Origin of the sequence: Janthinobacterium darwini (genome assembly GCF_051380905.1) — a bacterium.
Classification (GTDB): domain Bacteria; phylum Pseudomonadota; class Gammaproteobacteria; order Burkholderiales; family Burkholderiaceae_D; genus Janthinobacterium.
On sequence record NZ_JBNYXX010000001.1, the window covers coordinates 2,429,275 to 2,441,604 of the forward strand.

13 protein-coding genes are annotated in these 12,330 nt (G+C 53.2%); 5 read left to right on the forward strand and 8 right to left on the reverse strand.

Annotation, left to right across the window (positions count from 1 at the left end; all coding sequences use genetic code 11):
- Positions 1-85 precede the first annotated feature (85 nt).
- The 3 genes from ACQ4WZ_RS11155 (at position 86) to ACQ4WZ_RS11165 (ending at position 4,028) form a co-directional block, all read left to right on the forward strand.
- Entirely contained in the window at positions 86-1,456 is a 1,371-nt protein-coding gene (locus tag ACQ4WZ_RS11155; RefSeq protein WP_436573421.1) for a sigma-54-dependent transcriptional regulator, read from the forward strand.
- Complete coding sequence (locus ACQ4WZ_RS11160; RefSeq protein WP_101480878.1) at positions 1,446-2,663, forward strand: sensor histidine kinase; 1,218 nt, start codon at positions 1,446-1,448, stop codon at positions 2,661-2,663. Before ACQ4WZ_RS11155 ends, ACQ4WZ_RS11160 begins: the two co-directional genes overlap by 11 nt.
- A gap of 204 nt (positions 2,664-2,867) precedes the next feature.
- Positions 2,868-4,028, forward strand: coding sequence for an IS30 family transposase (locus ACQ4WZ_RS11165; RefSeq protein ID WP_101480877.1), 1,161 nt, complete (start codon positions 2,868-2,870; stop codon positions 4,026-4,028).
- A 53-nt stretch (positions 4,029-4,081) separates the two neighbouring features.
- Here the strand turns inward: ACQ4WZ_RS11165 and ACQ4WZ_RS11170 are convergent, their stop codons facing one another.
- The 3 genes from ACQ4WZ_RS11170 to ACQ4WZ_RS11180 all read right to left on the reverse strand — a co-directional run bounded on the left by ACQ4WZ_RS11170 (position 4,082) and on the right by ACQ4WZ_RS11180 (position 6,760).
- Complete coding sequence (locus tag ACQ4WZ_RS11170) at positions 4,082-5,548, reverse strand: serine hydrolase domain-containing protein (protein ID WP_133992099.1); 1,467 nt, start codon at positions 5,546-5,548, stop codon at positions 4,082-4,084.
- Between the two features lie 240 nt (positions 5,549-5,788).
- The gene (locus tag ACQ4WZ_RS11175; RefSeq protein WP_143452527.1) at positions 5,789-6,259 is read right to left on the reverse strand and encodes a hypothetical protein; all 471 of its coding nucleotides are present in this window, start codon (positions 6,257-6,259) and stop codon (positions 5,789-5,791) included.
- A gap of 138 nt (positions 6,260-6,397) precedes the next feature.
- Positions 6,398-6,760, reverse strand: a complete 363-nt coding sequence (locus ACQ4WZ_RS11180; protein WP_436573422.1) for a DUF6434 domain-containing protein — start codon at positions 6,758-6,760, stop codon at positions 6,398-6,400.
- 550 nt (positions 6,761-7,310) lie between these two features.
- On the opposite strand from ACQ4WZ_RS11180, the gene ACQ4WZ_RS11185 reads away from it, so the two are divergent.
- Positions 7,311-7,664: a hypothetical protein gene (locus tag ACQ4WZ_RS11185; RefSeq protein WP_314605459.1), complete on the forward strand. Its 354-nt coding sequence runs from the start codon at positions 7,311-7,313 to the stop codon at positions 7,662-7,664.
- A gap of 262 nt (positions 7,665-7,926) precedes the next feature.
- A complete protein-coding gene (locus tag ACQ4WZ_RS11190) occupies positions 7,927-8,283 on the forward strand; it encodes a TetR/AcrR family transcriptional regulator C-terminal domain-containing protein (protein ID WP_436573423.1) in 357 nt (118 codons plus the stop codon).
- Between the two features lie 60 nt (positions 8,284-8,343).
- On the opposite strand, the gene ACQ4WZ_RS11195 is transcribed toward ACQ4WZ_RS11190, so the two are convergent.
- From ACQ4WZ_RS11195 to ACQ4WZ_RS11215, 5 genes are all read right to left on the reverse strand, one after another.
- Positions 8,344-8,799 (reverse strand): DUF695 domain-containing protein, encoded by a 456-nt coding sequence (locus ACQ4WZ_RS11195; protein ID WP_436573424.1) that lies wholly within the window; start codon positions 8,797-8,799, stop codon positions 8,344-8,346.
- A 264-nt stretch (positions 8,800-9,063) separates the two neighbouring features.
- Positions 9,064-9,441, reverse strand: coding sequence for a hypothetical protein (locus ACQ4WZ_RS11200; RefSeq protein ID WP_436573425.1), 378 nt, complete (start codon positions 9,439-9,441; stop codon positions 9,064-9,066).
- 295 nt (positions 9,442-9,736) lie between these two features.
- Positions 9,737-10,432 carry a hypothetical protein gene (locus ACQ4WZ_RS11205; protein WP_436573426.1) on the reverse strand — a complete coding sequence of 232 codons (696 nt, stop codon included), beginning with the start codon at positions 10,430-10,432 and terminating at the stop codon, positions 9,737-9,739.
- A gap of 169 nt (positions 10,433-10,601) precedes the next feature.
- Positions 10,602-10,898 carry a hypothetical protein gene (locus tag ACQ4WZ_RS11210; protein WP_436573427.1) on the reverse strand — a complete coding sequence of 99 codons (297 nt, stop codon included), beginning with the start codon at positions 10,896-10,898 and terminating at the stop codon, positions 10,602-10,604.
- 138 nt (positions 10,899-11,036) lie between these two features.
- Entirely contained in the window at positions 11,037-12,230 is a 1,194-nt protein-coding gene (locus ACQ4WZ_RS11215; protein WP_436573428.1) for a GGDEF domain-containing protein, read from the reverse strand.
- Positions 12,231-12,330 lie beyond the last annotated feature (100 nt).

Below are 12,330 nucleotides of genomic sequence, written 5' to 3' on the forward strand. Positions count from 1 at the left end.
GACACTTTGGGCAAAGTGATATCGCGCTGTGGAATCATGCAACGCATGCTGATAAACTCGAGTTCTGTTAATTCCTTTATTTCCAATGTCCGGCAAGCAAGCAAATGTACTGATCCTCGACGACGATGCAGACGTGGCGCTGGCAGCGCGTATGCTGCTGCGCCGGCACGTTGCGCAGGTCGCGACACTTGACCATCCTGGACAGTTACCCGCATGGCTCGCAAGCAATCGTCCTGACGTTGTTCTCCTCGATTTGAATTTTTCGGCGGGACGGACGGATGGTGGCGAAGGTATGCAAGTTTTGGCGCAATTGAGGGCGCTGCCCAACCCACCCGATATCATCGCGATGACCGCGTACGCTGATGTTCCTCTGGCCGTTGCGGCGATGCAGGGCGGCGTAAGCGATTTTCTGACAAAGCCGTGGGATAACGTTCGCCTAGTGCATGCTGTCGAGGCAGCCTTTGCGCGACAGGCCTTGCGTCAGCCTATTCATGCTAAAGCATCTGACGCGGCGCCAGCCGACGCCGATGGATTGCTCGGAAACTCGACTGCGATGGCTGCCTTGCGTGACATGATCGCCAGTGTGGGACCCACCGAGGCAAACGTCATGATCCTAGGAGAAAACGGCGTTGGCAAGGAACTGGTGGCGCGAGCCGTTCACAGGGCTTCACACCGGGCATCCCGGCAGTTTCTCGCAGTGGATATGGGGAGCCTGCCAGAGGCAACGCTGGAAAGCGAATTGTTCGGACACCGGCGCGGTGCGTTCACCGATGCACGCAATGACCGCGCGGGCCGCTTCCAGGCAGCGTGCGGTGGCACATTGTTTCTTGACGAAGTCAGCAATATGCCCTTGACAGCACAAGCGAAGCTGCTAACAGTGCTCGAACGACGCCAGGTGACGCCCTTGGGCGCGGACACTCCCGAGGGCGTTGACGTGCGCGTCATTAGTGCTACCAATCTCGAAGAAGAGCGGCTGCACGACGTTGCGCTTTTTCGCACAGACCTTCTGTTTCGCCTAAATACTATCGTCCTGCGCGTCCCGCCCTTACGCGAGCGCGCGGGTGACATTCCGGACTTGCTGCGCCATTATTTGGCCCACTACGAGCACCAATATAGCAAACCCGCGCGCGCCATAGCAGCGACTGCATTCGATGTACTGTGCTCGAATGCATGGCCAGGCAATGTTCGCTCCTTGCGCCATGCCTGTGAACGCGCTGTCATCCTAGGTCGGGAAAATGTCTATACCATCGCTGACTTTGGTATTTCAGCGAAGACAGCTGTGCCTGCATTATCGTCCCCGCTCACCATCGACGTCCCACGTGAACTGGGTACACTCGAACGTGCCGCCATCGCCGCGGCGCTGCTGGAAGTTAAGGGAAATATCAGCAAGGCTGCCAAGACGCTGGGTGTAAGCCGGGCAGCACTGTATCGCAAGCTGGACAAACATGGCTTATAGACAGGCTCGCGTCGCCCTCGGCGGGACACTGCTTGCTGCGGCTGGGTGGGTAGGAGGTACGCTAAATGAGAGCGTTGATGGCCTGGGAGCACGCGCCGCCGTTTTGCTCGTCCTGACAGTGGTGCTCGCTGCAGCGCTGATGTGGCATTCAATCGGACACGTTACGGCAATGACGCCAGAGAGACAGTTTCCACTCACGACTTTGCAAGCGCCTGAGACTGCCCGACTGCTATTGCTTGAAGCACGCCTTGAACATGCACCGGTCCCTCTGTTCAACATGACTCCGACCAGGATGGAACCATTGAATGCAAGCGCGCGGCGCCTTCTGGCGCCTGGACGTGTCACTGACACGGTTCCCCTAAATACGGCTTTAGCCGGCCTTTCCGTTGGCACGCGAACGCTGGTTCAGTTCGACAGTGAGCATGGCACTGAACGTGCCCTAGCCGTCCGCAATGCTTTGACCGTCGATGGTGCGCCGCAGTCCCTCGTTGCACTGCTGCCGCTGGAGGACGAACTATCCGCTGAAGCCATGCAAGCCTGGCGCAAGCTCGTCCACGTATTGACCCATGAGATCATGAATTCACTGACACCAGTGGCGTCCCTTTCGCAAACGTCGCGCACGCTGCTCGCTGAGGCAGCAGGTTCTCTTGCTCCCGACGTGGCCGCAGACCTTGACGTCGCGCTAGACGCAATAAGCCGTCGCGCTGAAAGTCTGGCTCATTTCGTCAGCCATTACCGCGTGTTGGCTAGCCTACCTACGCCTCTGCCGCAGCAATTTCTAATCAAAGACTTGTTTGCACGTTTATCGGCTTTGGTGGCACCGAGCTGGCAGGCCCGCGGAGGAAGCGCGACTTTCGTCGTCGCATCAAGCACGCTGGCATTACGGGCTGACTCTGGCCAGATCGAACAAGCTCTGGTTAACCTGCTCCAGAATGCGTTAGAAGCAACCACCGCGAGTCGGGTGCCACAAGTGGCCGTCGATGCGCGCCTCACGACAGGTGGCCGGTTGCGCATCGATGTGCGTGACAATGGACATGGCATTGCCGATGGGGTAGCGGGAGAAATGTTTACGCCATTTTTCTCGACCAAAAAACAGGGAAGCGGTATTGGCCTTGCAATGGTGCGGCAGCTAATTCAGTTGAACGGCGGTACTGTGCGCTACGCCCGCCCGGTCAACGATGGCGCTCACTTCATCATCACATTCTAGATCAAGGCAAATCTATTATTGTCAGTGAATAGCGCTGCCAGTCAGAGTCCTGCATCCGTCAGGCCTGACGGTGGGCGCAACATAATTCCATACACTTACATTTTTAGCGTCATGGAAGAATGTTGACTGGCCGCTTTTGGCTGCGGATTCAATCGGTGGTCGCAACACTCTAACCTAAACACCTAGGTTACAGGAGTGTTGGAGATGAAACAGAAACCACGTATTTATTACACCGAGACTCAGAAGGCCTTGATGTGGAAACGCTGGAAGCAAGGTGATTCCCTACAAATGATAGCCCAACTATTTGATCGGAATCACTCGTCGATACAGCGAATTCTGGCTGAGTCTGGTGGCATACGGCCAGCGCCGCGATGCCGTTCCAGAATGGCGCTGACGCTGGCCGAGCGCGAGGAGGTATCGCGCGCCATCGTTACCGACGTATCCATCCGCGCACTTGCCAGTCGCCCTGGACGAGCACCGTCGACCATCAGCAGGGAACTCAAGCGCAACGGTGGCCGCGAAGCATATCGCGCAACTCAAGCCGATCAGCATGCTTGGGATCAGACCCGCCGCCCCAAACCTTGTAAGCTGACGGAGAGCCACATGCTGGCCAACATGGTTGCCAGCAAGCTCCAATTGCAGTGGTCGCCGGAACAGATTGCTGGCTGGCTCAAGCAGCTGTTCACGCGCCACGAGCAGTATCACGTGTCGCACGAAACCATTTACCGCAGCCTCTATATCCAGGCACGAGGCGCCTTAAAGAAAGAGCTGCTGGAGCACTTACGCCGGACGCGCGCCATGCGCCGTTCACGTCATCACACCCAAAAGACGGACAACCACGGCAGAATTGTCGACGCCGTGTCGATCAGCGAGCGTCCAGCGACGGCAGCGGATCGAGCGGTGCCCGGGCATTGGGAGGGGGACCTGCTATGCGGCAGCCACAACAGCCAGATCGTGACCTTGGTCGAGCGCCAGACGCGCTGCGTCATGCTAGTGAAAGTTGCCGCCAAGGACACCGAGACGGTTGTCAATGCGCTGATCGACAATGCCCGCAGGCTGCCCCACGAACTGTATAAATCACTGACCTGGGACAGAGGCAAAGAGATGGCTGGCCACAAGAGTTTTACTTTGGCCACTGACATCCAGGTCTACTTCTGTGATCCACAGAATCCGTGGCAGCGCGGTTCAAATGAAAATACCAACGGCCTGTTGCGCCAGTATTTCCCCAAGGGGCTGGATATTTCCACGTATTCGCAAGAGCAACTCGATGCGGTAGCCAGAAGACTCAACGAGCGCCCCAGGAAGACGCTAGACTACCAAACACCAGCTCAACAATTTGAACAGTGTGTTGCGTTGATCGATTGAATCCGCACCCATAGCGGACGGTCACCAACCTTGCACAACGTCGTACTGAGCAGCTAATCTGCGTGGGGCGCTGTCTGGGTAATCCGCGTGCCCTTACGCGGCCGGCCATCGACAAAAGTAAGTGTCTGAATCTTGTCACTACCATTGCTATCGAAATGCAAGGTGACGTCCTTTTCACGAATAAAGTAATCGTAGTCGCCTGCCGAGATCAATTCCACTGACAGAGGCCCGACCGGCGGCCCAGTAATAAATAGATGACCATTGTCGTGGCTGATGCGCACCTTTGTGTTGGACACTGCGAAGTCGCCAGAAAATTGGCTAAATAGAGAAGTATTAGGTTTGACGCTTACGCGTTCCATTGGATGGTAGTCACCCCACGCATATTCGGCAGCAACGCTGCGCGCGATTTCTTCAATTAGAATCCATCCGTTATCCGAATTTGCGAGAATTACCACGCCTTGCCCGGTACGCTCATATGCAAACAACAGCGATTTGTAACCAGCATTCGAACCGCTGTGATGGAATACGGCCTCCTCCCCGGTATGATCGAGTTCGAATCCGAGGCCATAATGACCGCGCACTGGCGTCAGCATCGACCTTGCGTGTTGCTGAGTAATAAGGCGCGAATCCTGTCCGGATGCAGCGCGCTGAATGGCAACCGCAAAGAGAGCTAAGTCGTACGCAGTGCTCCATAAACCAGCGGGGGCTAACTCAGGATATTCGCGCCAGTTTCCCGCAACGATAGTGCCGTCCACTTCGTGGCCAAATGCTGCTCGTGAAGCTAGGGTTGGCGGAAGCGACTGCGCATATAGTGAGTCGTGCATCCTGAGCGGCTTAAATACCGTTTCACTGGCCAAAACGTCAAACGGCAGATCAGTAGCGTCATTTATGTACTGTTGCAGCACAACATAGCCCAAGCCAGAGTACGCATAGCGGTCGGTCAAAGAGTTCTTCACTGCGACTGGGGGATTGGTCGCGGGGACCAAGCCTTCTAATACCTGCAAAAGTGTAGGCTTTGGTTCATCGTTGCGGTAGCCCAGCAGTCCAAACTCTGGCATACCAGCCGTATGGCTTAGCAGTGCCCGAGCCGTAGTGGCCTGCTGCGCGACAGGCAAATGCCACTGACGAAGCCTTCGATTCACGTCTTCATCAAGATCAATCTTTCCACCGGCCACTAGCCTCATTGTCACAAAGGCGGTCACCGGTTTACTAATTGAGGCTACTTGAAAGAACGTGTTTGATGTGATGGGACGTCCCGTCTTCACGTCCGCAACACCGTAGGAACCAACCCATTCCACCATGCCGGCGTTGATCACGGCGATACTCACCCCCGGTACATGCAAGGCTTGCATTCGATCAATCAGCCGCATCTTACGTGTGGGCGCCCCACGTACAGCAACTGGCTCCAGCAATCCATTCTCAATTTTCTCAATGCGAGCCTTCAACTCGACGCTTTGGCCCTGCGCATGCGCAATAAAAGCCCATCCCATCAAAATCAGTGTAAACGCATGTCGAAACATCAAGACTCCAGTTTATTGAGGATCGGCGGCCCCATTTAGCAACATCACGCTAGAAGGACCGCTTCTGGCTGCGGACGTTGGCGTGAATACGGCCTGGCCGTCAGTTGCAGTTAATTCGAACCGGGATCGGCGTCAAATGCGAGCATGGTCGGTTTGAATTGCGTGCCGTTGCAACTACATCCTTAGCGTCTTTTAAAAGACTAACCCGGTTCTCCGTTCCGTTGTACCTTGAACCCCATACTAACGACGACCCAAGAAGCCTTTTACAAAACCGGCCAGGCTGCGCAGCGCGCGCGCCTCCAGCGCGAACAAGCGCGTCAGCCAAGTCGGTAACTTGACGTCGCTGGCCAGCTTTTCAGCGATTTCTTCAGGCGTTTTGTCAGACGCGAAAATTGCCTTATAAAAGTTAAACAAGATTCTGATCTCGATCAGTACAAGCACCACCATCGCCGTCGTGCGCAGCCAGCTGAGTGAACCGAGCACGTGCTGATGCTCAAGGGGAACAATGTGGCCAGTTGCCCAGATCCCGAGCGAAGCGAGACATACCGCGCGCACGATCGCCGCTGCTCCTCGGGAGCGGTAGCACCAAAGGTAGAGTAGCGGCAGAACAACCACCAAGTCGAATACCACTGCGGCTTCGAGCAGGCGAGGATCGCTCCAGTCCTGGACATAAAGCGCGCTTACGTCGCCAAGGACTACGGCACTTGCCAATGGGTAGAACTAGTTGTTGCGCAACCAGGCAAACGCCATGCGATCTTCTGGAAATAATCGACTCATTGCTTTCCCCTAATGAATAAATACTGAAGCCACCGTTTTGAGAAATACGCGACAGTCCGCGATTAGCCGAACTCAGTCGCGTCCTAAACGGCTACGCGTCCACTCGTCCGCAACCTCGCCCGTGTTTTTCGCATTGCCATTGCGCATCCACGCCATGAGTTCACGGTCGAATTTGAAATGTGGTCCACACTCATGGGCAAGAAACCGCCGAACGTTTTGCCTGTTGCGGTAGTCAACATCGATTGCCGTTGTGCGTGATATTTCTCCACCATGCCAATCGAATTTCATATGCAACATCTCAGATACTGGAAAACGTCCGGCTGCTATTGGCGGGTTGCCTCTTTGTTCCACTTCCAGATAAGCTGTTCGTTTGTCCCAGGAGGCAGTTAGCGCATCTCGAAGGCGCAGCATGAAATCCTGAGGTCGCTCGTTCATTGTCTCGAGCCATCTATATTCTTTCGCTAAAACATCATAAAATCGAACTGAGCTAAGTTCGCTTTGGTCAAATGCAGTCGGCTGCCCCTAGCATAGCATGTCACTAATCAAGCGTTAACAGTGATAGTTTCTAACTGACGGTGATGTTGGAAACTAAAAAATTTGACGTTGACTCCATTCACCACCAGGTAACTACCACTCATCCCCGATAAAGTGACATTCGTCGGATACTCCGCCGAATGCCAATGCCGTAGCTCCAAAGTAAGCGGATTGCCACATTCAAATGTGGTACGACTTGCTGCCAGATTTTTCGCATGCGAAGTTCCGCTTTCGCCCCATAGCGGACAATATCTACTATTGAGCCGTATGTATGAAGTATGGTTTCGGAAATGTATAGTGCTGTAAAGACGACATGTCATCTACTTCGCATCGTTTCATTTCCTATGTGAAAAGCAGTGACAAAAACCTCTGGCTAGAATTGTTATCAAGATGTATATTTATTTTCTGATGCGCAACAATGGAGTTGCGTGCAGTCTTTTAGAAAGCTTTCATGATTCGATTTACTGGTTTCCTCATAATGTTGGCGTGTTTGTCGCAAACGTCATATGCCAAAGACAAATTGGACGACGCCAAGGCTACCCAAGAGGTCGCCTTGTGCAAACCGGTTTGTGTTTCGACTCGCCAAGACTGCCGTACACAGGTTCAGCAAGCCACCGAAGGTGATACCAATCCAATGTTGTCGATGAATCAGAATACCAATCCGTATGCCACCGCGAGTAAGGAACTGCGCCCCCAGTCGCAGCAGTTGCGGCCCACCGAAGCCGAAGCTTTTCGCGCCCGTCGCTCTGAGCGTTTGCAGGCTTGTGAAGTGCAGTATCGCAGCTGTACTCGCGCCTGCAATTGAATGCCACTGTCGGCTCAGCAGCCGACAGTGGCTTAAAGTTCCACGATTTCACACGATACTGCCAAATCTCTCGGATGCGCTCGCAGGTCTGTTGCTCCAAGAAATCAGCAACGTCCGCTTCTGGCCGGCAGCAGGCGGTGTAGGTCAGGCTTCCAGACACGCCGCGTAATCCGACGCTACGGCGCCAACAATGGTGTCGGATTACGCTACGCTAATCCGACCTACGTGACTCGATACGTCGCAAGTTGGCCTGGAACAGGTCTTGCAATTGATCCTCGATGAACTGGTGGCCGTCGTCACCAGCCCCCGCCACGTGGCTTTCTACCGCCTCGTCGTCACGGGCGCCGCCGCCGTGCCGGCCGTGGGCCTGACCTGGTACGAGCACGGCCCGCAAGTGTGGCACGCCCTGATATTGCGCCTGCAGGAGCAGCAGCGCGCCCAGGGCCGCATCGCGCCCGATACCTCGTTTTCCAACCTGCCGCAGATCCTGTTCGACGCCGTCTTCTCGCACCTGACCACGCGCACCGTCATGCTGGGGCAGGGCGGCGATGCAGCCACGTTCCGGCCGTTGATTGCGGAGTTGATCGAACTTGTCGTGGCGAGGGTGGCGCGCAAGTAAGTCAAGGATGCCGGCCTGTTAAGTTTGAGCTGCTATACCTGATGCGACAATGCGGAAAGTTTATTGTAGGAATGACGAGTACACCGTCCACTCAGGGTCGTGCACAGCCATACATTGCACTTCGTGGGACATAATTTCCATTTTTAATTTTTCATGGATATCTGCGACTGAATCGCCATTCTCAATGTAAAAAACAAACTCTTTGAACGTTCCGGTTGTGATTGAAAGTACATGAATAGCCGGCCCAGAGGACTGGATATGTGAACGGATGGTGTCCTCTATCTGACCCACAGCAAAATTCTCGGCTGAATCAGGCAGGCCTTGTGGGTTCGGCTGATTAAGCGGTATCGCAAAACCCACGCGAATATTCAGTGATGGGTGCTGCGCCCAACGCTTGGCCGTTGTGTTAACTCTCACGAGCATCGGGGCGTCGTCCGTTGATGCATCAAAGAGGGACCATTTATCGGTATCGTCAGTCAAGTTCGAGATTTGCAGGCGTTTTTTAGAGGGCAACATAGATAAATGTTCCGAAAAGTTTTTCCGGAAGGAGTCTACACCATTTTTATGCTGGCACTATTGACGGATCGCTCCTTGCCGTCTTCTGTCATGATTTTCCCGGCAATTTCCATATATAAGCCCCGGCAAGTGCAATGGAGATGACTGCGATTGCGAAGAGTGTCCTGTCGAAAAGTGATTCCCGAATCCAGCCCCTGGAATTCGCCCCATGCTCAGAAAAATAGATCGGGAATATTCTTTCCTTCGATGGAGTATTGCCTTGCCTCAGTCTCGCCTGACTGCGGGTTCTGCATATGTTACTCTGAAACCATGATGTTGAGATTTCAGTTTAATGCATAATCCTTGATGGAAATTTTCTTGAGCTAAGTCGCTTGCAATGCAATGCAAGTTAAATCCTGGCGGTTGAACGATCAATGTCAGTTGATAACTCAGGATTTCTTCATTTTTTTCGGAGTGATATGTTTTCAAGACTTTGTCTTTTACATATACTCCGACTTTTCTTAGCGCCTCATCAATCAGATATATTATATTGTCATCCAGCGTCACATCCAAATTGTCTTGGCCATTGTATTTGTACAAGATTGAAAGCGGAAATTCCACCGCTATTTCAATTTGTTTTGCATAGTCGCAGTCTATTTTCATGGTTCTGCTGGTCAGTTGATTTTCTGGAAAATATCGTCTTCGGATCAACAACATGATAGCCGATAGCGGAAAATTCCCTCATTCATATCGATCCAGTATGGTAGGTGCCAAGATCCGATCCCGGGATCGAACGAACGCACGCCAATCCCGATCGGCGCTGACGCGCCTGAACCGGTCATGCGCACGAGACCCAAACCGCTGGCACGGCAACGTGCCTATTTGTATATCATGAAGTCAACGGCTGCTTGTGGCCGGTTGCCGCTGTTGGCAGGTGCCGCCCCATAGCGGACACAGCTCAACATTTTGCGTCGGCTTTTTCGCCGCTGTCGAGACTTTTCACCAATGCGTCTCGATTTTCGAAAAATCGCATATTTTTCATTGTAGCGATGCCCCCACAGCGGGTACAGGTGCATGTCTTCGTTTGCGTAAATGTGTTTTCCTCGCTAAGTGCCTGGCACATTTCGCAGCGCCATATCCACGGAAATCTTTCAGGTAGAGATACAGAACAGAGGAAAACGAATTGCTGAGCGACTGATTGGATGCACTCTTCGGGTTTATTTAGGTCAAGCGCTCCGTTAAATTTTATGTAGTCGGTTTGAGCTTTTGCTGGATCGAGGTCGTCGACGAGATCCAGCCAGATCCAGTGGATATAAGGCTCATTGTAATCGTCAGAAATTGTTAGCATTTCTTGCACGCATTCCCAAGGCAGAAGTTGGCCTTGAAGCATCTTTTGGCAAATGCTACTAGAATAAGTACGTAGAGCGCTGTACCAGTCACTCGGCAGTTCCAATCTTAGTTCGTTTATGCATGACTGAAATAATCGTTCAACTTGATCCGAATCGACGTAGTCGTCCCAGCGGCACACAGCGAGTTCCCAAATGCTTGGCGCATCACAACCGCCTTCCAGCAACTCATTTGCCCAATCGACGTAGTCGAGCGCCTTTATCCAGGATCCATCGATCCTCTTAAAAGCAAGTTCTGTAAAATCCAAGTGTTTCCTTGCAAGTCTTCGGTTTTAGAATAGAAATCGTATGACCGCTTCTGGCCGCTTGCCGTCGTTGGCAGGTACCGCCCCATTGGATGCTTTACTGACCCTTTGCAACTGTCGTCCAGCCAGTGCTTATGAGCAGTTCAGCAGTGTCTAGTGAACTCGTGGCAATTTAAACATCCAAGAACATCATCACAGCCGACAATACTAGCAACTGAAAAAAAGCGAGAAACAAAGCTCGTGGTGTCGGCGGCATGAACTTCCATTGCAAGCTCTTCGCCGGTGAAACCAAAGCAGATTTATTGCTCCCTACGCAAGCAAATAGTGCCGATAGCGCCAAGGAAAAAAACCTTACATGAGCCGGTAAAACTTCAGGAGCAAAGGCGCAGCCAAAGAACATTAACGAGAAAAAAAATAGAGAAATGCGGGAAATTTTCTGTCCCAACTGAAGTCGTATTTCATATTCCATAATTTTTATCATTGATTTTAGTTATTCAAGTTTCGCTTCAACGGCTGCTTCTGGCTGCGGATTCAATCGGTGGTCGCAACACTCTAACCTAAACGGCTAGGTTACAGGAGTGTTGAAGATGAAACAGAAACCACCGATTTATGCGCAGAGAACTTCCGAGCTGGCAAGCGTACAGCCACGCCCCTGCGACTTGGCTTTGTAGAGGGCGACGTCGGCACGCTCAAGCATATTCTCTATGGAGTCGGTATTGTGCATACGCATGGCGATGCCTCCGCTGTAAGAGAGTGCAAAACCCAGTTCGTTGAGCGAATGCAGCGCCAGCCACTGCCGCATGCGTTCGTCGTAAGCTATGATCGAGGCGAGGTCGGCACAGTTGAGTAGCACGCAGAATTCCTCGCCGCCGTAGCGGCAGAACAGATCTCCGGCACGGCTCACAGCCCGTAAGCCAGTGACGAAAACTTGCAACGCCCTGTCGCCACCGGCATGGCCGTGCTTGTCGTTGATTTGCTTGAAATAGTCGAGGTCAAGCATCAACACGCCGAGCGGCTGCTTGTATCGCAAACTTCTGGCCAGGTCGATTTCGGACTTTAGTATCCAGGCGCGGCGGTTCAAGGCGCCGGTCAGACCGTCTAGCGTAGCCAACCGTTCCAGTTCCCGGGCCGCCTCGTCGCGGTGCGCAAGGAGGATGGCCACCACCGACATCATCATCATCGAGTTCGATGACAAGGCAAACACCCGGTTGATCAGATACGGCCCAAAAAAATTCGGAAACTCAGCGGTGTAGAACGCACCCAGCACGGCGCGGCCGGCAAGTACCAGCATCTGAACTGTAAGACATATGATTAATAGCCAACGCCAGCGTCCAACTGCTACCTGTGGCGCACGGCACAGGGGAACTATGATGGTTGCAATCTGCAATGCCAGCAGGCCATTCGCCCAGCCTACCCTGAACGGATAGTCGGAAAAACCGATGCAGTAGCCTACTGTCATCAGTACGGCTATGGCGGCTGGAATGCGAGCACTCGCCTTACGGCCGTACCACAATTGAAAGGCCATGGCATTGAATACCATGCCGCCCGAGACGCTGCCCATTGCCATCGTTGACAATAGGTGGTCGGCCCAGCCGCCCCGTTCAAAAGTGCTTGACCACAGCAGGAAAATCCAACCTGCAGTTTGCAATACGATACCGGCTTGTGCATAGCGCGCAGCACGGTTCACCCGCCCCATAAAATAGGGCAACGCCACGGCCATGATCGAGAGGTTAAGTGTCATGCCGAAGAATAGGGTCGATACGTCCGTTATAGCCACTATCGCACTTTCAAAGTAATCCAAGGGGCCGTATTATCCCAACAAACCTGCATCCACATAAAAATCGGCAATTACTTACTTGAGGCAACTTTAGTTTGGCATCTTTCGTTTGGGGCTCAACCGA

What these genes read in the sequence shown, in the direction of transcription:
- ACQ4WZ_RS11180 (WP_436573422.1), bottom strand. Translation starts at nt 6,760, where the DNA reads ATGAACGAGCGACCTCAGGATTTCATGCTGCGCCTTCGAGATGCGCTA.
- ACQ4WZ_RS11210 (WP_436573427.1), bottom strand. Translation starts at nt 10,898, where the DNA reads ATGGAATATGAAATACGACTTCAGTTGGGACAGAAAATTTCCCGCATT.
- ACQ4WZ_RS11160 (WP_101480878.1), top strand. Translation starts at nt 1,446, where the DNA reads ATGGCTTATAGACAGGCTCGCGTCGCCCTCGGCGGGACACTGCTTGCT.
- ACQ4WZ_RS11155 (WP_436573421.1), top strand. Translation starts at nt 86, where the DNA reads ATGTCCGGCAAGCAAGCAAATGTACTGATCCTCGACGACGATGCAGAC.
- ACQ4WZ_RS11185 (WP_314605459.1), top strand. Translation starts at nt 7,311, where the DNA reads ATGATTCGATTTACTGGTTTCCTCATAATGTTGGCGTGTTTGTCGCAA.
- ACQ4WZ_RS11170 (WP_133992099.1), bottom strand. Translation starts at nt 5,548, where the DNA reads ATGTTTCGACATGCGTTTACACTGATTTTGATGGGATGGGCTTTTATT.
- ACQ4WZ_RS11165 (WP_101480877.1), top strand. Translation starts at nt 2,868, where the DNA reads ATGAAACAGAAACCACGTATTTATTACACCGAGACTCAGAAGGCCTTG.
- ACQ4WZ_RS11195 (WP_436573424.1), bottom strand. Translation starts at nt 8,799, where the DNA reads ATGTTGCCCTCTAAAAAACGCCTGCAAATCTCGAACTTGACTGACGAT.
- ACQ4WZ_RS11200 (WP_436573425.1), bottom strand. Translation starts at nt 9,441, where the DNA reads ATGAAAATAGACTGCGACTATGCAAAACAAATTGAAATAGCGGTGGAA.